This is a genomic window from Streptomyces sp. NPDC050738 (assembly GCF_040654175.1).
Lineage (GTDB): Bacteria > Actinomycetota > Actinomycetes > Streptomycetales > Streptomycetaceae > Streptomyces.
Map to the genome: position 1 here is coordinate 71,065 of NZ_JBFAHN010000001.1, position 23,716 is coordinate 94,780.

The window sequence follows — 23,716 nt, forward strand, 5'->3', positions numbered from 1 at the left end:
GAGCTTGATCGCCTGGTACGGGCGGCGCACCCTTCGGGGTGTGCCGCCCGTCCTGCGTTGTGAGGCGTACGGAGCGGGCGGGCGGGTCATGAGCGTGATCAGATTGGGCATACGAGAGCTTGGTGTGAGGAGGGTCGGTGGCTGAGACGGACGGTCCCGAGGACCGCAAACCCGCGTCCGACGAGGCGCGGAGCGCCTTTTCCGCGCCTGCGGGCGTGGACACGGGTGCCGTCCTGCCGGGTCTGGCCGAGGGCGAGGCCTCCACCACCTCCGAGTTCGCCGTGCCCGCCGGGCTCGCCGCCGAGAGCGCCGCGGAGCCCGAGGGGTCCGCGTTCACCACCCCGCGTACGTACAGCGCCCGTGACTCCCCGACCGCCTTCACGCCGGCCCATGGCTTCCCCATGATCAAGCTGGCGAAGGAGGCGCCCTGGCAGGACCGGATGCGCACCGTGCTGCGGATGCCGGTCAGCGAGCGGCCCGCGCTGGAGCCCGCGCAGAAGCATGACGATGCCGGGCCCGCGGTGCCGCGCGTGCTCGACCTGACGCTGCGTATCGGTGAGTTGCTGCTCGCGGGCGGCGAGGGCGCCGAGGACGTGGAGGCGGCGATGTTCGCCGTCACCCATGCGTACGGGCTCGAACGGTGCGAGCCCAATGTGACGTTCACGCTGCTGTCGATCTCGCATCAGCCCTCGCTCGTCGACGATCCCGTCTCGGCGAACCGGACCGTACGGCGGCGCGGGACCGACTACACGCGTCTCGCCGCCGTCTACCACCTCATCGACGACATCACCTCGGAGGACGTCGACGTCTCGCTGGAGGAGGCCTACCGAGGTCTCGCCTCGATCCGGCGAAACCGCCACCCCTATCCGGGCTGGGCGCTGACCGGCGCCAGCGGGCTGCTGGCCGGCGCGGCCTCCGTGCTGGTCGGCGGTGGGCCGCTGGTGTTCATCGCGGCGGCCATCGGCGCGATGCTGGGCGACCGGCTCGCCTGGCTCCTCGCGGGGCGCGGGCTGCCGGAGTTCTACCAGTTCGCCGTGGCCGGCATGCCGCCCGCCGCGATGGGCGTCGCCCTGGCCCTGGCCGACGTGGATGTGAGCGGTTCGGCCGTCATCACCGGTGGGCTGTTCGCGCTGCTGCCCGGGCGGGCGCTCGTGGCGGGGGTGCAGGACGGGCTGACCGGGTACTACATCACCGCTTCGGCCCGGCTGCTGGAGGTCATGTACTTCTTCATCGCGATCGTCGCGGGCGTGCTGGTGATGCTGTACGTCGGGCTGCAGCTGGGGACCGACAACCTCGACGCGGAGGCCGGGCTGCACATCGTCTCGCGGCCCGTGGTGCAGATCATCGCCTCGGTGATGCTTTCGTTCGCGTTCGCGATCTTGTTGCAGCAGGACCGGTCGACCGTGCTGCTGGTCGCGATGAACGGGGGTGTCGCGTGGGTGATCTACGGGGCGCTGACCTACGGGGCCAAGTTCTCGGCGGTGCCGGCCACGGCGATCGCGGCGGGTCTCGTGGGGCTCTTCGGACAGCTGCTGTCCCGGTATCGGTACGCGTCCGCGCTGCCGTACGTGACTGCCGCGATCGGGCCGCTGCTGCCGGGGTCCGCGACGTACTTCGGGATGCTGTACATCGCGCACAACGACATCGACAAGGGGATGGCTTCGCTGTCGAAGGCGGCGGCGCTGGCGTTGGCGATCGCTATCGGGGTGAATCTGGGGGGCGAGATCTCCCGGCTGTTCATGCAGGCGCCGGGGGTGCTGGGGGGACAGCGGAGGGCCGCGAAGCGGACCCGTGGGTTCTAGGGGGCCTTCCCCGATCCCGCCCCTTCCCGAAACCGGGGCCGCGCCCCGGCCCCGCCCCTTTCGGGGCTTCCTTCAGCGCTTCGCGTGGCGGCCGCGTTCCGGGGACTGGGACTGGGGCTGGGACGGGGGCTGGCCGGGGGATTCCTGGCGGGGCTGCTTCTTTGCCTTTGATCGGGCCCTGAGGAACTCGATCGCGATCGGGACCACCGAGATCAGCACGATCCCCACCAGGATCAGTTCGATGTGCTTGTTGACGAACTCGACCTTCCCGAGGCCCGCTCCCAGCAGGGTGACTCCCACGCCCCACAGCGTGCCGCCGATGACGTTGAAGATCACGAACGAGCGGTAGTTCATCCGGGAGACGCCCGCGATGATCGGCGTGAAGGTCCTGACGATGGGCACGAAGCGCGCCAGGACGAGGGACTTCGGGCCGTACTTCTCGAAGAACTCGTGCGCCTTCTCCACGTTCTCCTGCTTGAACAGCTTGGAGTCCGGGCGGCTGAAGAGCGAGGGGCCCACCTTGCGGCCGAAGAGATAGCCCACCTGGTCGCCCGCGATCGCGGCGAGCGCCACCAGGACGCAGATCAGCCACAGCGGCGTGTCCAGCTTGCCCGTCGTGACCAGCAGGCCCGTCGTGAAGAGCAGCGAGTCGCCGGGCAGGAAGAAGCCGATCAGCAGGCCGGACTCCGCGAAGACGATGACCAGCACGCCGATCAGGCCGAACGTGTTGATCAGGTGGTCGGGGTCCAGCCAGCTCGGTCCGAGCGCGAGAGTGTTCACGGGGTTCCGGGCTCCTGGGTGCGTCTGCAGGTGGGGTGTACATGGGTAATGACTCGCCAAAGTTATCAACGCCTGCGGCGATCCCCTGGTTCCGTCGCCGTACCGGAGGTGCGATGTGTACGGATCAGGACAAAGCTGAGCCTCAGGAGGTGATGCCGGATGAGCATCGAGGATTTCGGCGGCGGGCAGGCCGCACAGGCCGATGTGCTGGTCGTGACCACGAACGACGTACCCGGTTTCGAGGTTCAGCAGGTCATCGGCGAGGTGTTCGGACTCACCGTGCGGTCGCGGCACCTCGGCAGTCAGATCGGTGCCGGGCTGAAGTCCATGATGGGCGGCGAGCTCAAGGGGCTGACCAAGACCCTGGTGCAGACCCGGAACCAGGCCATGGAGCGGCTGGTCGAGCAGGCGCGGGCGCGTGGCGCCAATGCCATCTTGATGATGCGGTTCGACGTCACCGAGGCCGCTGATCTGGGGACCGAGGTCTGCGCTTACGGCACGGCGGTCGTGATCGCCAAGAAGTAGGCGGTTTTGGGGCTTTTGCGTGGCTATGGTGAGCCGTGGCCACCGAAGTGCAGACCCCCGCCCCCGCCGCCTCCGCGCGCACCCTGCTCCCGATGATCCTGCCCGCGCTCGGCGTCGGGATCGGGGCCAGCCTCCTCTTCCTCGGCATCAGCGAGGTGGCGGAGAAGCTGCTGGACGTCCTGTGGACCGACCTGCCCGACGCTCTCGGCATCGGCGGGTACTCCTCGCTGTGGATGATCGTCATGCTCACCGCCACCGGCGTCGCGGTCGGTCTCGTGGTGTGGAAGGCGCCGGGGCACGCGGGGCCCGATCCCGCCACGATGGGGCTGGGCGGGGAGGAGCCGCTCCCGCTGTACGTGCTGCCGGGGCTGGCCGTCGCGGCCGCGCTGATGCTCGCCGGCGGGCCGAGTCTGGGGCCCGAGAACCCGATCATCGCGGTGAACGTCGCGCTCGCCTTCTGGGTCGGGCGCAAGCTGCTGCCGCGCGCTCCTGGCGAGCTGTGGATCTCGCTCGCCACCGCGGCGACGCTCGGCGCGCTCTTCGGTACGCCCGTCGCCGCCGCGCTCGTCATCTCCGAGTCCCTGGCGGGCAAGCCGATGAAGAACTCGCTGTGGGACACCATGTTCCCGTCCCTGGTCGCGGCCGCCGCCGGTGCGCTGACCACCACGCTCGTCGCGCACCCCAGCTTCGATCTGGGGCTGCCCGCGCTGTCCAGGCCCGGCTGGGGCGATGTGCTCGCCGTGATGGTCGTCGCCACCGCCGCCGCGGTGCTCGGGATGCTGGCCGCCTACGCCTTTCCGTACGTCCATGGAGCCTTCGCGCGGCTTCGGCACCCCATGCTGATGCTGCCGGTGGGCGGTCTCGTGCTCGGGCTGCTCGGGGCGCTCGGCGGGCATCTGACGCTCTTCAAAGGGCTGAACGAGGTGGGGGAGATCGCCGCCGATCCCGACGGGCACTCGGCCGGTCAGTTCGCGCTGATGACCGTCGTGAAGCTGGCGGCGCTGCTCATCGCCGCGTCCTGTGGTTTCCGGGGCGGGCGGATCTTCCCCGCGGTGTTCGTGGGGGCCGCTTTCGGGCTCTGCGCGCACGCTCTCGTGCCCGGGGTCCATCCTGCGGTCGGGGTCTCGGCGGGGGTTCTGGGCGTACTGCTCGCGATCACGCGTTCGGGCTGGGTCGCGCTGTTCACCGCGGCGGTCCTGGTGGCGTCGCCCGCGATCCTGGCCTTGCTGTGCATCGGCATCCTGCCCGCCTGGCTCGTGGTCACCGGGCGGGTGCAGATGCAGTTGCGGGAGGACGGCTCCCCGGTGCGGTGAGGGTGTTTTGTCCGTATCGTCGCCTCGGGGGGCCTGCTATTCGGAGGTACGTCCATGTCTGCATCCGTCAAGGTCGCCGTCATCTACTACTCGGCCACCGGGACCGTCGCCACGATCGCCAAGGCCATCGCCGAGAGCGCGGAGGCGGCGGGCGCCGAGGTCCGGCTCCGTAAGGCGGCAGAGCTCGCTCCCCAGGCCGCCATCGACTCCAACCCCGCCTGGGCGGCCAACGCCGCCGCGACCGCGGACGTCGGGGAGGTCTCGCCCGACGACATGGTCTGGGCGGACGCGGTGATCTTCGGTTCGCCCACGCGGTACGGCAACATCGCCTCCCAGCTGAAGCAGTTCATCGACACCCTGGGCGGCCTCTGGCAGGAGGGGAAGCTCGCCGACAAGGTCTACAGCGGCTTCACCGCGAGCGCCACGGCGCACGGCGGGCAGGAGTCCACGCTCCTCGCGCTCTACAACACCGTCCATCACTTCGGCGGGATCCTCGTCGCGCCCGGGTACACCGACCCCTCGAAGTTCGCCGACGGCAATCCGTACGGCACCTCGCACGTATCGGGGCAGGGCGACATCCCGGTCGCCGAGCAGACACTGACGGCCGCCAGGGTGCAGGCTGAGCGGGTCGTGAAGTACGCACGCAAGCTTGCGAGTTGAGGAGCAGCGGCCATGGCACTGCACAAGGGAAAGCCCGACAAGGAGCGCGAGTCGCTCTCCCTCAATCCCTTCTACGGTGAGGCCAATCCGGTGGGCGGGATGGCCACCGCACCGCCGAAGCACCGGATGCCCGATGCGCCGCTTGCGCCCTCGATCGCGTATCAGCTGGTGCACGACGAGCTGATGCTGGACGGCAATTCGCGGCTGAACCTGGCCACCTTCGTCACCACCTGGATGGAGCCCCAGGCGGGGGTCCTGATGGCGGAGTGCCGGGACAAGAACATGATCGACAAGGACGAGTACCCGCGCACCGCCGAGCTGGAGCGGCGGTGCGTGTCGATGCTCGCCGATCTGTGGAACGCGCCCGATCCCGGTGCCGCCGTGGGCTGTTCGACCACCGGGTCGAGCGAGGCCTGCATGCTCGCCGGGATGGCGCTGAAGCGGCGCTGGGCGAAGAAGAACGCCGGCCGGTATCCGGGGGCGGGCGCCCGGCCGAATCTGGTCATGGGCGTCAATGTGCAGGTCTGCTGGGAGAAGTTCTGCAATTTCTGGGAGGTCGAGGCGCGGCAGGTGCCCATGGAGGGCGACCGCTTCCATCTCGATCCGCAGGCCGCCGCCGAGCTGTGCGACGAGAACACCATCGGTGTCGTCGGGATCCTGGGGTCGACCTTCGACGGGTCGTACGAGCCGATCGCCGATCTCTGCGCGGCACTTGACGCGCTGCAGGAGCGGACCGGGCTCGATGTGCCGGTCCATGTGGACGGGGCTTCCGGCGCCATGGTCGCGCCGTTCCTCGACGAGGACCTGGTGTGGGACTTCCGGCTGCCGCGCGTCTCGTCGATCAACACCTCAGGGCACAAGTACGGGCTGGTGTACCCCGGGGTGGGGTGGGCGCTGTGGCGGACCGCCGCCGAGCTGCCCGAGGAGCTGGTGTTCCGGGTGAACTATCTGGGCGGGGACATGCCCACCTTCGCGCTGAACTTCTCCCGGCCCGGAGCTCAGGTCGTCGCGCAGTACTACACCTTCCTGCGGCTGGGGCGCGAGGGCTACCGGGCCGTCCAGCAGTCGACGCGGGACGTCGCACGGGGTCTCGCGACACGGATCGAGGCGCTGGGGGACTTCCAACTCCTCACCCGGGGCGACGAGTTGCCGGTGTTCGCCTTCACCACCGCGGACGATGTGACCGCGTACGACGTCTTCGACGTGTCCCGCCGGCTCCGGGAGCGGGGCTGGCTGGTCCCCGCGTACACCTTCCCGGAGAACCGGCAGGATCTCGCCGCGCTCCGGATCGTCTGCCGCAACGGCTTCTCCGCCGATCTGGCGGAGCTCCTGATGGAGGATCTCGGCTCGCTGCTGCCCGAACTGCGGCGGCAGAGCGGGCCGTCGGAGCGGAGCAAGGCGGAGGCGACCGGGTTCCACCACTAGGAGGTCGCCCTCCTCAGCCCTCTCTCTCCGGGCTCGACTCGACGGTCGCGTACGGGTTCTCCTGGCCGTCCGCCAGGACTCCGACGAAGGGCTCGCCCTCGCCCGCGAAGACGTACGCACCGGACTCGATGCGCCCGATGAGGCCGTGCGTCCACTCGGCGCCGGCGTCCGCCGTATGGATCCAGAAGTTCATGATCTCGCCGATGTGGCCGAGCTTTTCCGGGCCCTCCTCGGGCACGTAGTGCTCGGTGACCGCTGAGCGCCAGGCCTCGATGGCGGTGATCCGCTGCCGCAGGAGGTCGACGGCCTCCGCGCGCTCCAGGTCGACGATCATGCCGAGCGCCGCCGACATCACGTCCATTTTCTGGTCGTACGCGACGAGCGCCTCGCGCAGGAGACGGAAGTACTCCTCGCTGCCCGCCTCCGTCAGCTCGTACTCCGTACGCGGCGGGCCGCCTGCCGTGCTCGGGGCGATCTCGTGGGCCAGGAGCACGCCCTGCTTCGCCATCTGCTTCAGGGCGTGGTAGATCGAGCCCGGCTTGGCGTTGGACCACTCGTGCGCGCCCCAGTACTCCAGGTCGTTGCGGACCTGGTAGCCGTGTGCGCGCCCGTGCTGGCGGATCGCTCCGAGTACGAGCAGACGGATGGCAGACATACGGCCCAGATTAGGGGGTGCCCATCGCCACCAGCTCGAACGCGGTCTTCCCGTCGAGCGACTCGCGGACGATGTCGGCGTGGCCCGTGTGCCGGGCGATCTCCTCGACCAGGTGCAGCATCAGCCAGCGGTAGGAGACCTTGCCGTCCTTGGGGAACCACGGCGCCTCGGGCAGCGGGAACGTGACGTCGAGACTGGGTGCCGAGCGGATGAACTCCTCGGTCTCCGCCGTGACTTCGGCCCAGAAGGCGAGCAGCTGCGGGATCGACTCGCCGTCCACCACGCGGAAACTGTCCCCCCAGGTCTCCTGGGTGCGGGCGCGCTCGTTGGGCTGCTGCTGGGCCATCCGCAGCCAGCTCAGCTCCATCTCCGCCACATGCTTCAGCAGCCCGGAGAGCGAAAGCTCGCTGGCGCTGGGGCGGCTCGCCGCCTGCTCCTCGGTCAGGCCGAGCACGGAGCGCCGGAGCGCGCCGCGCTGCGCCTCCACGAAGGCCAGGAGCGCGCCGCGCTCGTCGCCCTGGGCCTCTGCGTTCACATGCGTAACCATGGTGTTCCTCCCGGTTGGTGTGAGTACGACGCTACGGGCCCTTGAGGACAGTTTCTGTCCTCAAGGGCCCGTAGCGGCGGACGAACTCACCCGCGTACTAGAAGGGGAATCCACTGCGGCCGTGCTGGATGGAGATCCACTGCTGGGTGGTGAAGGCATCGGCCATCGCGTCGCCGTTCAGCCGGCCCAGGCCCGAGCGCTTCTCGCCGCCGAAGGGGACGATCGGCTCGTCGTGGACGGTGCCGTCGTTGATGTGGATCATGCCGGTGCGGATGCGCTTGGCGAGGCGGACGCCGCGCTCCACGTCGCCGGTGTGCACCGCGCCGCTCAGGCCGTACGGAGTGTCGTTGGCGATCCGTACCGCCTCCTCCTCCCCGTCGAAGGGGATCAGCAGGGCCACCGGGCCGAAGATCTCCTGGTGGAGGACCGGGGAGTCGGCCGGCAGGTCGGTCAGGACGGACGGGGAGACCAGATTGCCCTCGGTGGTGCCGTGCAGGAGTGCCGTCGCGCCTGCGGCCACCGCCTGCTCGACCACCGAACCGACCGCCTCCGCCTGCGAGTTGTTGATCAGCGGGCCGATGTGGGTGGTGGGGTCGGCCGGGTCGCCGGTCTTCAGCGTCGCGACCTTGGCGACGAACTTCTCGGTGAACTCCGCCTCGACGGAGCGGTCGATCAGGATGCGGTTGGCGGCCATGCAGACCTGGCCCGAGTGCACGTAGCGGCTGAAGACCGCCGCGTCGACCGCGTAGTCGACGTCCGCGTCGTCCAGGACGATCAGCGCGCTGTTGCCGCCGAGCTCCAGGATGGCGTGCTTGAAGTTCGCGGCACAGACGGTGGCGACGTGCTGGCCCACCTTGTCGGAGCCGGTGAAGGAGATGACCTTCGGCACGGGGTGGGTCAGCAGTGCGTCGCCGATCTCCGCGATGTCGGTGACCACGACGTTCAGGAGACCGCCGGGCAGGCCCGCGTCCTCGAAGAGCTTCGCGACCAGGGTGCCACCGCAGACGGGGGTGTTCTGGTGCGGCTTGAGGACGACTCCGTTGCCCAGCGCCAGGGCCGGGGCGACCGACTTGATCGAGAGGAGGAAGGGGAAGTTGAAGGGGCTGATGACGCCTACGACGCCGACCGGGACGCGGTAGACGCGGTTCTCCTTGCCGTCGACCGGCGAGGGGATGATGCGGCCCTCGGGGCGCAGGGAGAGCTGGACCGCCTCGCGCAGGAACTCCTTGGCGAGGTGCAGCTCGAAGGCCGCCTTGAGCCGGGTGCCGCCCAGTTCGGCGACGATGGCGTCGGATATCTCGCCTTCGCGCTCCTCGACGAGGCGCAGGGCGCGCTCGAAGACGGCGCGGCGGGCGTAAGGGTTGGTGTCGGCCCAGGCGACCTGGGCGCGCTCGGCGGCGCGGTAGGCCTGGTCCACCTCGTCGGCGGTGGCCACCGTGATCGAGGCCAGCTTGGTCTCGTCGTACGGATTGAAGTCGATGATGTCCCAGGAGCCGCTGCCGGGCTTCCACTCGCCGTCGATGTACTGACGGTCCAGGTCACTGAAGAAGGACATGAGATCCCCTTGACGCAAACAGATGCGCGAAGCCAGGGGGCATCCCCTGGGCCTGATGTCGCGTCATCGTACTTGTGTTTCAGGGGAGTTGAAGGAGGTCCTTGATCAGTTCGCGGCTCTTCTCCGGGGTCGCGCAGTCGCGCTGTATCTGACCGAAGGCCCGCTCGTACTGGGCGACGTCCTCGGTCTTGTCCAGATAGAGCGCGCTGGTGAGCTGCTCCAGGTAGACGAGGTCGGAGAGGTCGGACTCGGTGAAGCGCAGCATGGCGAAGGATCCGCTCTCGCCCGCGTGCCAGCCGGAGGCGAACGGCATCACCTGGAGCGTCACGTTCGGCATCTCGGAGACTTCGAGGAGATGCCTCAACTGGCCCTGCATCAGGGCCCGGTCGGAGTCGGGGGCGCGGTGCAGCGCCGCCTCGTCCAGTACGGCGTGGAACTTCGGGCCCCGCTCGTCGTACAGGACCTTCTGGCGCTCCAGGCGCAGGGCGACCCGGCGGTCGACGGAGGCCGCGGAGGCTCCGGGGTTGCCGCGGGCGACCACGGCGTGTGCGTACGCCTCGGTCTGCAACAGGCCGTGTACGAACTGCACTTCATAGATGCGGATGAGCGAGGCGGCGCTCTCCAGACCGACATATGTCTGGAACCAGCCGGGCAGGACGTCGCCGTAACTGTGCCACCAGCCGGACATGTTGGCCTCCCGCAGGAGGCCGAGCAGCGGCTCGCGTTCGGCGTCGTCCGTGACGCCGTACAGCGTGAGCAGATCCTCGACGTCCCTGGACTTGAAGCTCACCCGTCCCAACTCCATGCGGCTGATCTTGGATTCGGATGCGCGGATCGAGTAGCCGGCCGCTTCTCGGGTGACGCCGCGCGATTCGCGCAGTCGCCTGAGCTGAGATCCCAGCAGGATGCGCCGAACGACGGATCCGTTCTCTCCGGTCGACACTGCGTCATCCCTCCCCTTACCGATGGTGTGTGCGATGCCGCAGTCTGCCACCAAAACGCTTCAGCCTGTACTCAAACGATTACGGAGATGGCAAAAGAGAAAAACTCGTGGGTAGGAAGCGGAAGAACCTTGACGGAAGAAATGAGCAAGAACCGTCACTGTGGGGGCCAAGTCGGGCGCGTGCACGTGCATCTGCCCTTGCATCTGCTCTGCGCATTCGGAACCATGGTCCCCGCGCACCTGCGTTCTCGTACCGCCGACCGCTCGCCACGGCACACTTGTCTGCCACGGCCGCGAATCCCGGGAGTGCCTCGCATGGGGACGAATGGATCGACCGTGCTCGAGCCGTTAAGGCAGGGGCTTCCTCCTATCGACCCCGCAGCCGTTTCCAGCTCCGCCTCGTGCGCGCTGCCCACCCGCTACGAAGCGGTCGGAGGGGCGAGACAGTTCACCAAGTCGACGCTGGCCGGCTGGGATCTCAGTGAGCGGTTCGACGATGTCGCCCTGGTCGTCTCGGAGTTGGTCACCAACGCGCTGCGCCATGCCCTGCCCGCGGACACTCCGCGCGAGGACTGCGGCGAGCCTCCGGTACGGCTGCATCTGATGCGGTGGACCTCACGGCTGGTGTGCGCGGTGCGCGACCCCAGCCATGCCTCGCCCGAGCCGCGCGAGAGCGGCGATTTCGCCGCGGAGTCGGGGCGCGGGCTCTTCCTGGTCGAGGCCTTCGCGGACAGTTGGGGCTGGCACCCGCTGGCCGGGTCGCTGCGCGGCAAGGTGGTCTGGGCGCTGTTCCGGCTGCAGGCGGAGGCGTAGTCGCTCGCTACTCCTGGCCGGGCCCGGATATGAGGTGGTCGAACTCCCCGGCCTTCGCGCCGATGAGCATCGACTCGATCTCGGCCGGGGTGTAGATCAGGGCGGGTCCCTCGGGGTGGCGTGAGTTCCGTACCGCCACTTCCCCGCCCGGCAGACGCGCGAACTCCACGCAGGAACCCTGCGAGTTGCTGTGCTCCGACTTCTGCCAGACAACCCCGTGAAGCTCCGTTGCCGCCATGCCGTTGTACGCGTGGTGCACAGGAAGCTCCCTGGTAGTACAGATGTCAACTGCTCCGGATCATAGCTGCGTTCATGTGCCGCTGCACGGGAAGATGCACGTGCACGGGGGGTGGTCAACCCGCTACAGCTCCGCGTGAGTCCGTACGCAGACTGAGACGCACCCTGCACACTTCCGGCTCCAACCGATTCGGTACTCCTGGTAACTTGGCGCGCTCGCATAGTCGATCCAGGGGGATTCAGCAGTGCACAGGTTCGTAAGGAAAAGCACTCTCACGGCCGTGGCCGCCGCTGCCGCACTGACACTCGCGGGGTGTTCCAGCAGCGACGACGGCACGTCCGACACGGGAGCGCATACCCCCGATGCGTCCAAAACCACAGCGTCGGGTGGAGCAACCGGTGACAGTGGTGACGCGGGCAGCACCGGCGGGGGAAGCGGTAAGTCCGGCGGCATCGACGGCACTTGGGTGGCCACCACGGGCGGCAAGACCATCGCCCTGTCGATCCAGGGGAAGATCGTCGCCATCGCCGGCGAGCACGTCTGCACGGGCACCGTCGCCGACATGGGCAAGCAGATGCTGTCGCTGAAGTGTGTCGACGGGAACTCCGACCGCACGATGGGCTCGGTGGAGTCGGCCGACGGCGATTCGCTGGTGGTGTCGTGGGACGCGGGCATCAAGGACAGCTTCACCAAGGCCGACGACATGAAGATGCCGACCGGGCTCGTTCCGCCCAAGGACTAGGGCACTTGGGGGTGTCCGGCGGATCAGGTCGCCCTTGCTCGGCGTCGAACCCTTCACTGCTGGTGAGCGGTGGTCTGGTGCGTGCAGCTGCAAGGCGGAGGAGGGCGGCAACGCGGAGCGTTGGCAACTGACGACAACGCGGCAGATGTGCGTGCCAGACCGGCGCGACCGCGGCATGATCCGCCGGACACCCCCTAGGGGTCGGTGGGCTCCAGGGCCTCGGAGAACTCCTCCAGTGAGGTGAGGACGAGGCCCGCTCCCTTGCGCACCACCCGGTCGGGCACGCCCTCGCCGTCCCAGGCGGCGAGGGCCTCGCGCACCGCGTCCCACTGGGGAACACGCCTGTCCCGTACGGCCTTTGCCGCTTCCTCCGTGGAGCGGCGCAGTGCGTCGGAGAAGGCCTCGGCGGCAGGGACCGGGGTCGTGGAGCGCTCCGGAAGGTGCGCCTCCATCAGCATGGCGACGCGGCCGAGGCGGTCCAGGGCGTGTGCGGCGTCGTCGGCCGCGGCGCGGGAGAGGCCTCGGTGGCGTACGGGCTCGTTCGCCGCCCGGGCCAGCGCCTCCTGCCAGGCCACGTCGGCCTCCCGTACGGCGAGGAGCGCCTGGCGTACGTCGGAGCGGCGGGCGCCTGCCGGGTCCGCGTAGTGCGAGACGACCTCGGCGGCGTAACGGCCCGTCGCGGTCAGCCAGTCGGCGAGGCGGGTACGCAGACGCGGGGTCTCCCAGGCCGGATAAAGGGCGTACGAAGCCATCGCCAGCAGCCCGCCGATGAGGGTCAGGATGACGCGGTCGGGGACGGTCTGGGTCCACTGCAGGCCGCCCATGCCGAGCAGGAAGACGACGTAGGCGGCGACGAAGACCTGGGCGACGGCGTATCCCGTGCGCATGAGCAGATACATCAGGCCTGCGCAGAGGGCCGCGAGGGCGGCCGACAGGTACATGCCGGGGTGGGCCAGCTGCACGACCGCCGTGGCCAGCGCGACGCCGACGAGGGTGCCGCCGAAGCGGGCGATCGCGCGGCTGTACGTCTGCGAGAAGTCCGGGCGCATGATCATGACGGAGGCCATCGGGGCCCAGTAGCCGTGGCCGAACGGGAGGACCTCGCCGATCAGATAGCCGACGGTCGCGACGACCGCGACGCGCAGCGCGTGGCGGTGGATCGGGGAGTCGCGGCGGGTCGCTTCCTTGCGCATTCCGCGGACGACGACGGGGGCGAGGCGGGCGAGGCTGGGGCGCAGGAGCGGGGCGGCGGGGTCGTTGGTGGTGGTCTCCTCCGTGGTGCCCGCGCCTCTGGCCGTCTCGACCACGTCCCTGAGCAGGGCGATCAGGCGTACGGCCGAGCGGTGGGCGGGGCCGGTGAGGACCTGGCCCGACTCCGGGGTGCGCAGGGCCGCGAGCGCGGTGTCGGGGACCACCATCGGCTTGCCGTGACGGATCGCGCGGGCCGAGGCGTCCAGTACGGAGGCCGCGGCGGCCAGGATCTCGCGGGCCCTGTCGCGCTCGGGGCCCTCGGCGGGGGCGCCGACGGAGGGGTCGGCGAGGGAGGCGAGCACGGGGCGGATGCGCTCGGCGAGGCCGCGGGTGCCGTGCAGTTCGGCGGGGCGGCGGCGGGCCTGGCGCGCGCTGACGGCCGCGGCGCTGCGGGCCGTCATGAAGTGGACGGAGTCGAAGGCGGCGTGCGGGTCCTGGCGGAGCCGGCGGGCGTAGTCGGCTTCGGCGGCCAGGGCGTCGGCGAGGGCGTCGCGCTGGGCGCCCCATCTGCGTACGGGAAAGAGCACGATCAGCGCGGCCTGGACGAGACCGCCCAGCGCGATCATCCCCGCGTGGCCCGCGGCGCTGAGGACGTCGGTGGGGAGGGTGACCGTGACCAGCATGATCGCCACGTTGGAGGAGGCGATGATGCCGGCGGTGGGGCCTGCGGACCAGGCCAGGCCGGCGAGGAAGGTCCAGGCGGCGAGCAGCACGATGAACAGGGCGCCCTGGGTGCCGACGAGATACCCGACGAAGGTCGAGACGGCGAGGCTGGCACCGGAGACCAGGGCCAGGACGGGGCGGGGGCGCCAGCTCCGCTGGAAGGTGGCGATGGCGGCGGAGTACGCGCCGAATGCGGAGCTGGCGGCGGCGGCCGGGGTGGAGATGGTGAGGGCCAGGGCGATGACCGCGGCGAGGCCGATGGCTGCGCGGATGGCGATGAGGGGCTCCAGGCGGCGGCGCTCGATCTTGAGGCCCGAGCGACCTGCCTCCTTCAGCGCGCGTCGCCAGCTCATGGGGTCGAGGGTAGCGGGGTTATTGGGCAAACCGGGACTTATGGGTGGGGGGATGGGGGTGGGGCCGGGGGTTTCGGGGGCGCTGCCCCCGGACTCCTGCTCCTCAAGCGCCGGCGGGGCTTGAATTCGGCTCGTGCGGGCTCGGACTGCGCGGGTGCGCGGGTGGTTTCGGTGGCTCCGCCCCCGGACCCCCGCTCCTCAATCGCCGGAGGGGCTTGAATTTGCCCGGTGTGAGCTTGGATGTGGCTGGTTCGCGCTTGGATGTGGCCGCTGAGTTTTGGCCGGTGCGGGCTGGGTTTTGGCCGGTGCGGGCTCGAATTGCGCGGGGGCCTCGGGGGCGGGGTTAGGGGCGCGGGGCTGTGACATATGCGGCTCCGCCGCGTGGGCGCGGCCAGCCACGACGTGCCCGCGCGTATCGCGTAGCGCCTCGCGTAGCGCCTCGCGTAGCGCCCATCGCGGGTGACCGACCCCGCACCTCATGTTCCGCGTCGCGTCGACGCCACAGCCGATGCCGTCACCGCGATCAGCGCGCACGCCGCCGTCGCTCCCGCCATCTCCTGCCAGGGCACCGCCACCGGCGTCGGCGCCGAGAGGCGTGCGAGGGCCGCCGTTGCTCCCGCCAGGTTCAGTGCCGTCACCGCCGTGCCGAGTGCCGCCCCGATTCCCACCGCCACGAGCCCCTCCCCTGTCACCGTCCGGAGGATCTGGGCTCTGGTCGCACCTGCCAGGTGCAGGGACCTGAGCTCCTCCCTGCGTGCCGATGTCGCCATCACCAGCGTGTTGGCCAGGGCCATCGCCGTATAGAGGAGTGCGATCCCCAGCACCATCCACAAGCCCAGGCGCGTCTGCGCATTCGTGCGCGGGTGGGTCGCCGACAGCCACTCGGCTGTCGTCCGCACCTCGCCGCCCGTCCCCGCGCGGAGCGCCTGCGCCACCGCCGCGCCGTCCGCCCCCGGGCGCAGCGTGACCTCGATGCGGTCCACCGGGGCGGAGCCCGCGTTCGCGGGGGTGACGTACGCGCCGTTGTCGCCCGTGCCGATCGGCTGGACCCCTGCGATCCGCAGCGTCACCGCCCGGCCGTCCGCCAGCCAGACCTTCACCCTCTCGCCCACCGTGTGCTGCGCCCACTCCTCGTTCACCACGATCGAGCCGTCGTCCAGTCCGGGGTACGTGCCCGGCGCCACCGCCCGCGCCTGCGACTTCACGAGCGCCACACGGTCCTCCAGCGTGTACACCTCCGTCGACGCGGAAGGCGCGAGGGTCGCGCCCGGGATCCGGGGCGGGACTCTCAAGTCACCCCCCGTCACCACCAGTTCGGCGTGCGTACGGGCCCGCACCTCCGCCGCCTTCGCCTCCGTCTTCGTCGCCGTCGTCCCCAGCACCGTCCCCGCCAGCGCCACCGTCATCAACACCGGCGCGGCGATGGCCGCCGTGCGGCGTACGGAGGCTGCCGTGTTCTCCCGTACGAGCATCCCGACCGCGCCGGGGATGCGTACCGCCCGCGCAACTCGCCCCACCACCAAGGGAGTCAGCAGCGCAGCACCGGTGATCAGGACCATCGGCTGCGTCATGTACGTCTTGCGGTGGAGCAGCTCCGAAGGGTCCGTCGCCAGCGTCCAGGCCACCATCCCGATCCCGCCCGCCAGCAGTGCGGAGCCGATCACTTTCCGGCTCCAGGGCATCACCCCCACATCCACGGACGCCTCCCGCAGCGCCTCCACCGGGCCGATCCGCCCCGCCCTCCGCGAGGCCGCCCATGCGCCGGTCACCGCCACCAACAGCCCTGTCCAGAACGCCAGATGGAGCGGCCAGTTCTGCTGACCGATCGCGAACCAGTGCGGAGCCATCCCCGCGTCCACCAACTCCCGTGCCAGCAGCGGCGCGCACCACTCCCCCAGTACGCAGCCGGCCACCGACCCGAGCACGCCCACCACACCGGCCTCCGCCAGCAACAGCCGCCTCACCTGCCCCGGCGTCGCCCCGGCCGTCCGCAGCAGCCCGAACTCCCGCCTGCGCAGCGCCACCGAGAAGGCGAAGGTCGACGCGACCACGAAGACCGAGACGAACGCCGTGACCCCGCCCGCCGTCCCCAGCAGCGAGACCACCGTCACCACGGCCTCCTCGTCCCGGGCGGCCTCGGGATCGGCGCGGCGCCGTGCGTCCCCGGTGAGGACCTGTGCACGATGGCCGACCGTCCTGCGGACCTGGTCGGCCGGGGCGCCCACGCCCACCGCGTCGCCGCCGTCGTCCACCGGGCCGAGCGCGCGCAGCTCACTTACCAGATCTTTGTCCACAGGCTGTGGATGAAAAAGCTTCTGCGTCGCGCCGCCCACCGTGAGCGTGTCCGTCCCCCTCACCACCACCGGCGACGCCGCGAACCGCACCGGCTCCCGTACGGGAGGATCCAGCGCCGCCGCCAGCCCGAGCGCCGCCGTCGCGATCAGCCCCACCCCGACCGCGAGCGCGACGAAACTCCCCACCAGCGTGGTCCACCGCGTGCGCAGCCCGCCCAGTACGACCGTCAGCACGACGCCACCCGCCCGTCGACGAGGCGCACCAGCCGGTCGGCGTACTCCGCTGCCGCCGGATCGTGCGTGACCATCACGATCGTCTGGCCGTCGCGGTCCACCAACTCCCGCAGCATGGACATCACTTCGGCCCCTGTCGTGGTGTCCAGCGCTCCCGTCGGCTCGTCCCCGAACAGCACCGTCGGCCGGGTGATGAGCGCCCGCGCGAGCGCGACGCGCTGCTGCTGGCCGCCCGACAGCTCCCCCGGGCGGTGGCCCGCCCGTCCCTCCAAACCCACCCGTCCCAGCGCGTCGCGTATCTCCGCCTTCGAGGGCCGCTTCCCCGCCAGCTTCAGCGGCAGCGCGACATTCTGTGCGGCGGTCAGCGACGGCATGAGGTTGAAGGACTGGAAGACGAAGCCGATCCGCTCCCGCCGCAACAGCGTCAGCCGCCGCTCGCTCAGCCCGGTCAGCGGGGTGCCGCCGACCTCCACGACCCCCGAGGTCGGGCGGTCGAGGCCGGCCGCGCACTGGAGGAGGGTCGATTTCCCGGACCCTGAGGGCCCCATCACAGCGGTGAAGGTCCCGGTCCCGAAGTCGAGATCGACCCCGTCCAGAGCGGCGACGTCGCGGTAGAGGCGACGGACGGCGGTGAGCCGTACGGCAGTTGTTTCCATGCATCGAATCCAACCGCCGCAGGCCCGCCCGATCACGACCACCAGCGGGCGTCTGCGGGGTAGGCCCAGCCCTACCCTGGACCTATGCACAAGGTGATCGACCAGGCGTTCGCAGCCGCGCTCTACACCGACGGTGACGAGGGCCTGGACACCGGAGCCTCCCTCCTCGCCGCCGACCCGACCGCCGACGAGGCGCTGCGCCGGCGCGGCGAGGAGTTCGTACGGCGGGCCTGGGAGCGGGGCTGGCAGCCCGCCGATCTCGTACGGGTCGTCCGCCGCGACCTGGAGCCCGGGCACGAGCAGCTGCTCTGCTCGCTGATCACCTCGGAGGTGGCGGCGTACGACCGGCTGCCGCCGCGCTGGCAGCCCCAGCTGGACGCCCTCGACCCCGCCCCGTACCGCGCGGGCGACCGCTTCTCCGGGGCCACCGCCACCCTGGAGCTCTACCGGCTGCTGCTCCGCCTCCCCTCGATCGAGCCGGTCGGCCCGGCCCCCGGCGCCTCGTTCCTCGTATCGCAGCCGCATCACCACGCGGAGCCGCGCATGCTCGGGCGGATCCGGGCGCTGCTCGCCAAGGCCGAGGCGACCGGATTCCCCGAGGAGGCCGAGGCGCTCAGCGCGAAGGCGCAGGAGCTGATGGCGCGGCACAGCATCGACGAGGCGCGGCTCTCCGCTCAGGGGCACGATCCGGATGCGCCGGCCGCGTGCCGTATCGGCGTCGACGCACCGTACGAGACGGCGAAGGCGATCCTCCTCGACGCGGTCGCGGGCGCGAACCACTGCCGCGCCGTCTGGAACGGCGCGTACTCCTTCTCCACGGTCGTCGGCTTCGAACCCGACCTGGAAGTCGTCGAGTTGCTCTACACCTCACTCCTCGTCCAGGGCACCGCGGCCATGACGCGGGCCGAAGCGGGGCAGCGGGCGGGCGGCCGCAAGCGCACGAAGACCTTCCGCCAGTCCTTCCTGATGGCGTACGCGAGTCGGCTCGGCCAGCGGCTGGCGGAGACGGCGCAGCAGGTCACGGCGGCCGAGGCGGACGGCAGCCTGCTGCCGGTCCTGGCCGCGCGGGACGTGGCGGTCGAGGCGGGCGCGGACCGGATGTTCCCGCGGACGACCACGACCCGGGTGCGCGGCGCGACGGATTACGAGGGCTGGGAGCACGGCACGGCGGCGGCCGACGCGGCGCAGGTGGGCGCCCCCGGCAACCCCAAGAACCCCAAGAACCCCCGTCCCGGCCTCAGCCGAGGAACGTCGTGACGGTCCGGACGAAGAAGTCCGGGTCGTCCAGCCAGGGGAAGTGACCCGCGCCCGGCTGGACCACCAGCTCGGCCGCAGGGAACAACTCGGCCATCGCGGCTGACACTTGGGGGCGCGGGCCGCTGTCCAGCTCGCCTGCCAGGAGCAGGACCCTGGCCTCCAGACCGGCGAGGACGGCGCGTGTGGCGGGCGGGTCGAAGGCGCCCTCGGAGGCGTAGGCCGCGGAGGCCGCCTCGTTGGTCTGCGCGACGTCCAGGGCCGCGTGCGCCTGGGCCGTCGCGTCCCAGCGGCCGTAGAAGAAGGGGACGGCGGCGTCGAAGTCCGCGTCGGTCGCCGTGCCCGCCCAGAGCCGGTCGAACCCCTCGCGCGCACCGTCGTACCAGGGCTCGGACTTCCGCAGATCGGCCGCCTCCTGGCGGTGTACGAGGGGGAAGTCGACGCCGAGCGCACGGCCCCGTGCCGTGATCAGGGTGAGGGTGGCGATGCGCTCCCGGTGCGCGGCCGCGTACAGCAGCGCCAGGTCGCCGGCGGCTGAGTGTGCGAGCAAGTCGACCTGCTCCAGGCCCAGTTGGACACGGAGCGCCTCCACGTCGGCGACCTGCCGGTCGGCGCGGTACGTCGCCGGGTCCGCCGGGACCGCGGAGTCGCCCGTGCCCCGCAGGTCCAGCAGGATCAGCCGGCGATGGGCCGCGAGGCCGCCCAGGTCGCCGAGGTAGGCGGAGGCGCGCATGGCGCCGCCGGGCAGGCAGAGCAGCGGCTCGCCCTCGCCCACCAGGTGGTAGGCGAGCTCGGTTCCGTCCGGTGCGGTGAAGGTAGGCATCGCGCCATCGTCGTCGGAACGCACCGGTCACGACAAGTGCCTTCCGCTACGGCTTGATCACCAGCTTGCCGCGCCCGTGCCCGTCCTCGCTGAGCTGCTGCGCCTTGTCGGCGAGCGCGAGCGGGAAGACCTCCGCGACCTGGACCTTCAGCCTGCCGTCCGCGAGCAGCCCGGCCTGTTCGGCGAGGCCCGCCACGCGGTCGGCGGAGTACTCCCCGGAGAAGACCGCCCCGTGCTCGGCGGCCGACATCGGGTCCAGGATCGTCACGACGCGGCTCTTCGACCCGCCGCGCGCCTCGATCAGCGCCGGGAGATCGCCGTGGCCCGCCGCCTCGAAGACCGCGTCGACGCCCTGGGGGGCCGCCTCCCGTACCCGCTCGGCCAGGCCTTCTCCGTACGCAACCGGAATCGCGCCCAGCGCCCGCAGCGCCTCGTGGTTGGCGGGCGACGCGGTGCCGACGACCTTCGCGCCGCGTGCCACCGCCAGCTGCACCGCGACGGAGCCGACCGCGCCCGCCGCACCGTGCACCAGCAGGGTCTCGCCCTCGCGCACGGCGAGGAGGCCGAGGACGCGCCGGGCGGTCTCGCCGGCCACGGGCAGGGCGACCGCCGACTCCCAGGACACCGCGGCGGGCTTGGGGGCGAAGTGCTCGGCGAGGGCGTACTGCGCGTAGGCGCCGGTCACGCTCCAGCCGAAGACCTCGTCGCCGATCGCGACTCCGGTGACGCCCTCGCCGATCTCATCGACGGTGCCGGCGACCTCCAGGCCGGGTGTGGCGGGGAACGGAGTGGGGAACGCGGCCTGCATCCAGCCGTACCGGATCTTGAAGTCGACCGGGTTGACCGCGGCTGCCGCCACCTTGAGGCGGACCTGGCCCGGGCCCGCGTGGACCTCGTCGATCTCCTTCAGGTGCAGGACCTCGGCGCCGCCGAACTCTTCGAAAACGATCGCTTCCATGCTGTGCCTCCGTGGGGCGGTGGGGTGGTGAGGTCCAGCTTTGAGCGCCGGCGGCCGTCGCCCGGCCCGCCTTTAGGACGGTTCCGCCTGTCCGGAAGGACAGGGACCCGACCTGGCCGCCGGTCGTACGCTGGTCGGCATGGACCGGGATCGCATGGACCGCATCGACCGCATGGACCGCATCGACCGCATCACGCTCGCCGACGTCGTGCCTGTCATCGAGGCGCCGCTCCCCGAGATGCTGGCGCGGGCATCCGCCCTGCTCACCGGCCTCGTACCGCACCACACCGCGGTAGAGCTCTCCCCTCACTGCACGCACACGCCCCTCAAGTTCTCCGGCGATCCCACCGTCACCCGCCGGGTCACCGGCGCCGAGATGGAACGGATCGCCGCATCGGCGACGGCCGGGGAGCCCTGGACGGGGACCGCACTGATCGGCGGGGAGGAGCGGGCGGTAGTGGTCGTCGCGAGCGACCGGACGCCCAAGAGGGCGACGCTCGTTCTCGTACGGGACGAGGGCGCACCCCTGGTGACCGGCCTCGACGACGTACAGGCGCTCTGGGATCTCATCACCGCGCACACCGACCGGCTCTCCGTGGAGGCCGTGCCCGCGGCCCTGCTCCGGTCGCGGGCCACCGCGTCCGAGCGGGCCCGCATCATCGCCGAGCTCGGGGACGCGCACACGGCCGCGCTCACCGGGCTGCTCGGCGTGCTGCGCAGCCGGGACCTGGACGACGCGGCGGCCAGAACACAGGCCGTCGACTACGCGGTGACCGCCATCCTGGACCAGCGCGCTGCGGCCGAACGCGACCAGGCGCTGACGGAGGAACCCGCAGGTGAGGCCTTCGACCGGTTGGCCGCCTCCCTCGCGCCGCTGCTGCGGCACAGTCCCGTACGACTGGAACTCGGGCCTCCGGTGGAGCAGAGCGGCCGCCCGGTACCCGCGAACGAGGCGCACGCGCTGCGGGCGGTCGTGCGCGCCGTGGTCCTCGCCGTCCTGGAGCAGGCGCCGCTGCAGCGCATCCACGTGGGCTGGCAGGTGGCGGGCGGTGAGCTGCGCGCGACCGTACGGGACGACGGGCCCGGCGAGCTGTCCTACTGCTCGCTGTCCGTGCACCGGGTCAACGAGCGGCTTGGCGCGGTCGGCGGAAAGGTGACGATCGACGCGGTCCCCGGCTGGGGGACGACGGTCACCGCGGTCGTGCCGCTGGGGACGCCGGCGCCCGCTGCCGTCGATCCGCTGGGCGAGCTGGGGACAAGGGAGTTGGAGGTGCTCGGCCATCTCGCGCAGGGGCACCGCAACCGGGCGATCGCCGAGGAGCTGCACATCAGCGAATCGACGGTGAAGTTCCACGTGGCGAACATCCTGACCAAGCTGGGGGTCGGCTCGCGGGGCGAGGCGGCGGCGAGGTTCCGCTCGGCTGCCTGAGGGCTCCGAGGGACCTGAGGGCCCTGAGGGATACGCCCGATTGTCAGTGGCGGGTGCCAGACTCGATTGCATGATCGAGCGCTGGGCCGTCGCGGCGGCCGAGGGCGGCGGGGCCCACCTCGCACCCCTCGGCTCCGACGGGCTGCCCAGCGGCCCCGTCCTGCACGAGGCGGACCTCGTCGAGGCGGTCCGCTCCCGCCCCGGCGTCGCCCGCTGGGTGTGGCGCTCGACCGCCGACATCTATCCGCGGCTGCTCGCCGCCGGGGTGCGCGTCGAGCGGTGTTACGACATCGAGGACGCGGAGCTCCTGCTGCTCGGCCACGAGGGCCGCCTGGGCGAACCGCGCTCGGCAGCCGCCGCCTGGGCCCGGCTGCGGGGCGGTCCCGTACCCCCCGATCCGCCGCCGCGCGCCGCCGAACCGGGCTCGCAGTCCTCCCTCTTCGAACCACAGCCGGTCACGGTCCCCTTCGAGGCGCTCCTGGAGGTGTACGCAGACCAGCTGCGCCGGCACGACAAGGCCGAACACCCGGACAGAATGCGCCTGTTGACCTCGTCGGAGTCGGCGGGGATGCTCGTCGCCGCCGAGATGAACGCCTCCGGGCTGCCCTGGTCGGCGGAGGTCCACCGCCGCGTCCTGGACGAGCTGCTGGGCGAGCGGTACGCGGGCGGGGGCGAGCCGCGCCGTATGGCGGAGCTCGCGGACGAGGTGTCGGCGGCCTTCGGGCGGCGGGTGCGGCCCGAGCTGCCCGCCGATGTCATAAAGGCCTTCGGACAGGCCGGGATCAAGGTCAAGTCGACGCGGAGATGGGAGATCGAGGGGATCGACCACGCGGCGGTGGCACCCCTCATCCAGTACAAGAAGCTCTACCGCATCTGGACGGCGCACGGCTGGGGCTGGCTGCAGGACTGGGTGCGCGAGGGGCGCTTCAGACCGGAGTACCAGCCGGGCGGGGCGGCCTCGGGACGGTGGACGACCAACGGCGGCGGGGCACTTCAGATCCCGAAGGTCATCCGCCGGGCCGTCGTCGCCGACGAGAGCTGGTGCCTGGTGGTCGCCGACGCGGACCAGATGGAGCCGCGCGTGCTGGCCGCGATCTCGCGCGACCGGGGCCTGATGGAGGTGGCCGGGAGCGAGGAGGACCTCTACACCCGGCTCTCCGACCGGGCGTTCAGCGGCGACCGCGACCACGCGAAGATCGCGCTGCTCGGGGCGGTGTACGGCCAGACGTCCGGGGACGGCCTGAAGAACCTCGCCGCGCTGCGGCGCAGATTCCCGCAGGCGGTGGCGTACGTGGACGACGCGGCGAAGGCGGGCGAGGAGGGCCGCCTGGTGCGGACCTGGCTGGGCCGCACGAGCCCGCGCCCGACGGGGGCGGAGGAGGCCGACGAGGCGGGGATTCCCCAGGACGCGTCGGACGGCCCTGCACCCGGCTTCGCGTCGAACGACGCGCGGGCGTGGGGCCGCTTCACCCGTAACTTCGTGGTGCAGGGCAGCGCGGCGGACTGGGCGCTGCTGATGCTGGCGGCGTTGCGGCAGTCCCTGGCAGGGGCGGGGCTGCGGGCGGAGCTGGTGTTCTTCCAGCACGACGAGGTGATCGTGCACTGCCCCCTGGCGGAGGCGGAGGCCGTGACGGAGTTGATCCGCGAGGCGGGTGACCTGGCCGGCCGGATCGCGTTCGGGGAGACGCCGGTGAGGTTTCCGTTCACGGTGGCGGTGGTGGGGTGTTACGCCGACGCGAAGTGAGGGGCCGGGAAGGCGCGCCCCCACCCGCGCACCCGCACCCGCACCCGCAGAATCAAGCC

Annotated in this window: 21 protein-coding genes; 10 read left to right on the plus strand and 11 right to left on the minus strand. The window is 71.2% G+C overall.

The features are described from left to right. Positions 1-137: 137 nt before the first annotated feature. Positions 138-1,802, plus strand: coding sequence for a threonine/serine exporter family protein (locus AB0H78_RS00360; protein ID WP_363231930.1), 1,665 nt, complete (start codon positions 138-140; stop codon positions 1,800-1,802). A 72-nt stretch (positions 1,803-1,874) separates the two neighbouring features. Here the strand turns inward: AB0H78_RS00360 and AB0H78_RS00365 are convergent, their stop codons facing one another. Further along, positions 1,875-2,582 (minus strand): VTT domain-containing protein, encoded by a 708-nt coding sequence (locus AB0H78_RS00365; RefSeq protein ID WP_363231931.1) that lies wholly within the window; start codon positions 2,580-2,582, stop codon positions 1,875-1,877. Between the two features lie 159 nt (positions 2,583-2,741). Between AB0H78_RS00365 and AB0H78_RS00370 the strand changes: the two genes are divergently transcribed. Genes AB0H78_RS00370 through AB0H78_RS00385 form a run of 4 tightly spaced genes read left to right on the plus strand, consistent with a single transcriptional unit; the run spans position 2,742 to position 6,505 of the window. Continuing rightward, a complete protein-coding gene (locus AB0H78_RS00370) occupies positions 2,742-3,107 on the plus strand; it encodes a YbjQ family protein (protein ID WP_363231932.1) in 366 nt (121 codons plus the stop codon). Positions 3,108-3,142: 35 nt separating this feature from the next. Then, on the plus strand, positions 3,143-4,420 hold the full coding sequence (locus tag AB0H78_RS00375) for an ion channel protein (RefSeq protein WP_363231933.1): 1,278 nt from the start codon (positions 3,143-3,145) through the stop codon (positions 4,418-4,420). Between the two features lie 54 nt (positions 4,421-4,474). Next, entirely contained in the window at positions 4,475-5,080 is a 606-nt protein-coding gene (wrbA, locus tag AB0H78_RS00380; protein ID WP_363231934.1) for an NAD(P)H:quinone oxidoreductase, read from the plus strand. A gap of 12 nt (positions 5,081-5,092) precedes the next feature. Continuing rightward, positions 5,093-6,505: a glutamate decarboxylase gene (locus tag AB0H78_RS00385; RefSeq protein ID WP_363231935.1), complete on the plus strand. Its 1,413-nt coding sequence runs from the start codon at positions 5,093-5,095 to the stop codon at positions 6,503-6,505. A 13-nt stretch (positions 6,506-6,518) separates the two neighbouring features. Here AB0H78_RS00385 and AB0H78_RS00390 read toward each other — a convergent pair whose 3' ends face one another. The 4 genes from AB0H78_RS00390 to AB0H78_RS00405 all read right to left on the minus strand — a co-directional run bounded on the left by AB0H78_RS00390 (position 6,519) and on the right by AB0H78_RS00405 (position 10,205). After that, positions 6,519-7,160: a PadR family transcriptional regulator gene (locus AB0H78_RS00390; protein ID WP_363231936.1), complete on the minus strand. Its 642-nt coding sequence runs from the start codon at positions 7,158-7,160 to the stop codon at positions 6,519-6,521. 10 nt (positions 7,161-7,170) lie between these two features. After that, positions 7,171-7,707 carry a DinB family protein gene (locus AB0H78_RS00395; protein ID WP_363231937.1) on the minus strand — a complete coding sequence of 179 codons (537 nt, stop codon included), beginning with the start codon at positions 7,705-7,707 and terminating at the stop codon, positions 7,171-7,173. A 97-nt stretch (positions 7,708-7,804) separates the two neighbouring features. Continuing rightward, entirely contained in the window at positions 7,805-9,262 is a 1,458-nt protein-coding gene (locus AB0H78_RS00400; protein WP_363231938.1) for an aldehyde dehydrogenase family protein, read from the minus strand. 79 nt (positions 9,263-9,341) lie between these two features. Continuing rightward, the gene (locus AB0H78_RS00405; RefSeq protein WP_363231939.1) at positions 9,342-10,205 is read right to left on the minus strand and encodes a helix-turn-helix transcriptional regulator; all 864 of its coding nucleotides are present in this window, start codon (positions 10,203-10,205) and stop codon (positions 9,342-9,344) included. Between the two features lie 315 nt (positions 10,206-10,520). On the opposite strand from AB0H78_RS00405, the gene AB0H78_RS00410 reads away from it, so the two are divergent. After that, positions 10,521-11,018, plus strand: a complete 498-nt coding sequence (locus AB0H78_RS00410) for an ATP-binding protein (RefSeq protein WP_363231940.1) — start codon at positions 10,521-10,523, stop codon at positions 11,016-11,018. A 7-nt stretch (positions 11,019-11,025) separates the two neighbouring features. Here the strand turns inward: AB0H78_RS00410 and AB0H78_RS00415 are convergent, their stop codons facing one another. After that, a complete protein-coding gene (locus tag AB0H78_RS00415; protein WP_363231941.1) occupies positions 11,026-11,277 on the minus strand; it encodes a DUF397 domain-containing protein in 252 nt (83 codons plus the stop codon). 259 nt (positions 11,278-11,536) lie between these two features. Between AB0H78_RS00415 and AB0H78_RS00420 the strand changes: the two genes are divergently transcribed. Continuing rightward, positions 11,537-11,998 carry a hypothetical protein gene (locus AB0H78_RS00420; protein ID WP_363231942.1) on the plus strand — a complete coding sequence of 154 codons (462 nt, stop codon included), beginning with the start codon at positions 11,537-11,539 and terminating at the stop codon, positions 11,996-11,998. A gap of 194 nt (positions 11,999-12,192) precedes the next feature. On the opposite strand, the gene AB0H78_RS00425 is transcribed toward AB0H78_RS00420, so the two are convergent. The 3 genes from AB0H78_RS00425 to AB0H78_RS00435 all read right to left on the minus strand — a co-directional run bounded on the left by AB0H78_RS00425 (position 12,193) and on the right by AB0H78_RS00435 (position 17,449). Further along, positions 12,193-14,265: an FUSC family protein gene (locus tag AB0H78_RS00425; protein ID WP_363231943.1), complete on the minus strand. Its 2,073-nt coding sequence runs from the start codon at positions 14,263-14,265 to the stop codon at positions 12,193-12,195. A gap of 476 nt (positions 14,266-14,741) precedes the next feature. Beyond that, positions 14,742-16,793: an FtsX-like permease family protein gene (locus tag AB0H78_RS00430; protein ID WP_363231944.1), complete on the minus strand. Its 2,052-nt coding sequence runs from the start codon at positions 16,791-16,793 to the stop codon at positions 14,742-14,744. Beyond that, positions 16,787-17,449: an ABC transporter ATP-binding protein gene (locus tag AB0H78_RS00435; RefSeq protein WP_363231946.1), complete on the minus strand. Its 663-nt coding sequence runs from the start codon at positions 17,447-17,449 to the stop codon at positions 16,787-16,789. Before AB0H78_RS00435 ends, AB0H78_RS00430 begins: the two co-directional genes overlap by 7 nt. Before the next feature lie 84 nt (positions 17,450-17,533). On the opposite strand from AB0H78_RS00435, the gene AB0H78_RS00440 reads away from it, so the two are divergent. Further along, positions 17,534-18,706 (plus strand): DUF2786 domain-containing protein, encoded by a 1,173-nt coding sequence (locus tag AB0H78_RS00440; protein ID WP_363231947.1) that lies wholly within the window; start codon positions 17,534-17,536, stop codon positions 18,704-18,706. On the opposite strand, the gene AB0H78_RS00445 is transcribed toward AB0H78_RS00440, so the two are convergent. Both AB0H78_RS00445 and AB0H78_RS00450 read right to left on the minus strand, forming a co-directional pair. Next, complete coding sequence (locus AB0H78_RS00445) at positions 18,687-19,526, minus strand: alpha/beta hydrolase (protein WP_363231948.1); 840 nt, start codon at positions 19,524-19,526, stop codon at positions 18,687-18,689. The two genes, AB0H78_RS00440 and AB0H78_RS00445, sit on opposite strands and share 20 nt — an antisense overlap. Before the next feature lie 46 nt (positions 19,527-19,572). Next, positions 19,573-20,484 carry an NADP-dependent oxidoreductase gene (locus tag AB0H78_RS00450; protein WP_363231949.1) on the minus strand — a complete coding sequence of 304 codons (912 nt, stop codon included), beginning with the start codon at positions 20,482-20,484 and terminating at the stop codon, positions 19,573-19,575. 139 nt (positions 20,485-20,623) lie between these two features. Here AB0H78_RS00450 and AB0H78_RS00455 point away from each other — a divergent pair, with 139 nt between their 5' ends. Further along, entirely contained in the window at positions 20,624-21,913 is a 1,290-nt protein-coding gene (locus tag AB0H78_RS00455) for a LuxR C-terminal-related transcriptional regulator (protein ID WP_363231950.1), read from the plus strand. A gap of 70 nt (positions 21,914-21,983) precedes the next feature. Beyond that, entirely contained in the window at positions 21,984-23,657 is a 1,674-nt protein-coding gene (locus AB0H78_RS00460; protein ID WP_363231951.1) for a bifunctional 3'-5' exonuclease/DNA polymerase, read from the plus strand. Positions 23,658-23,716: the final 59 nt, after the last annotated feature.

Coding starts and splice junctions, on each gene's coding strand:
- AB0H78_RS00370 (WP_363231932.1), top strand. CDS start 2,742: ATGAGCATCGAGGATTTCGGCGGCGGGCAGGCCGCACAGGCCGATGTG.
- wrbA (WP_363231934.1), top strand. CDS start 4,475: ATGTCTGCATCCGTCAAGGTCGCCGTCATCTACTACTCGGCCACCGGG.
- AB0H78_RS00385 (WP_363231935.1), top strand. CDS start 5,093: ATGGCACTGCACAAGGGAAAGCCCGACAAGGAGCGCGAGTCGCTCTCC.
- AB0H78_RS00390 (WP_363231936.1), bottom strand. CDS start 7,160: ATGTCTGCCATCCGTCTGCTCGTACTCGGAGCGATCCGCCAGCACGGG.
- AB0H78_RS00395 (WP_363231937.1), bottom strand. CDS start 7,707: ATGGTTACGCATGTGAACGCAGAGGCCCAGGGCGACGAGCGCGGCGCG.
- AB0H78_RS00400 (WP_363231938.1), bottom strand. CDS start 9,262: ATGTCCTTCTTCAGTGACCTGGACCGTCAGTACATCGACGGCGAGTGG.
- AB0H78_RS00410 (WP_363231940.1), top strand. CDS start 10,521: ATGGGGACGAATGGATCGACCGTGCTCGAGCCGTTAAGGCAGGGGCTT.
- AB0H78_RS00425 (WP_363231943.1), bottom strand. CDS start 14,265: ATGAGCTGGCGACGCGCGCTGAAGGAGGCAGGTCGCTCGGGCCTCAAG.
- AB0H78_RS00435 (WP_363231946.1), bottom strand. CDS start 17,449: ATGGAAACAACTGCCGTACGGCTCACCGCCGTCCGTCGCCTCTACCGC.
- AB0H78_RS00440 (WP_363231947.1), top strand. CDS start 17,534: ATGCACAAGGTGATCGACCAGGCGTTCGCAGCCGCGCTCTACACCGAC.
- AB0H78_RS00445 (WP_363231948.1), bottom strand. CDS start 19,526: ATGCCTACCTTCACCGCACCGGACGGAACCGAGCTCGCCTACCACCTG.
- AB0H78_RS00450 (WP_363231949.1), bottom strand. CDS start 20,484: ATGGAAGCGATCGTTTTCGAAGAGTTCGGCGGCGCCGAGGTCCTGCAC.
- AB0H78_RS00455 (WP_363231950.1), top strand. CDS start 20,624: ATGGACCGGGATCGCATGGACCGCATCGACCGCATGGACCGCATCGAC.
- AB0H78_RS00460 (WP_363231951.1), top strand. CDS start 21,984: ATGATCGAGCGCTGGGCCGTCGCGGCGGCCGAGGGCGGCGGGGCCCAC.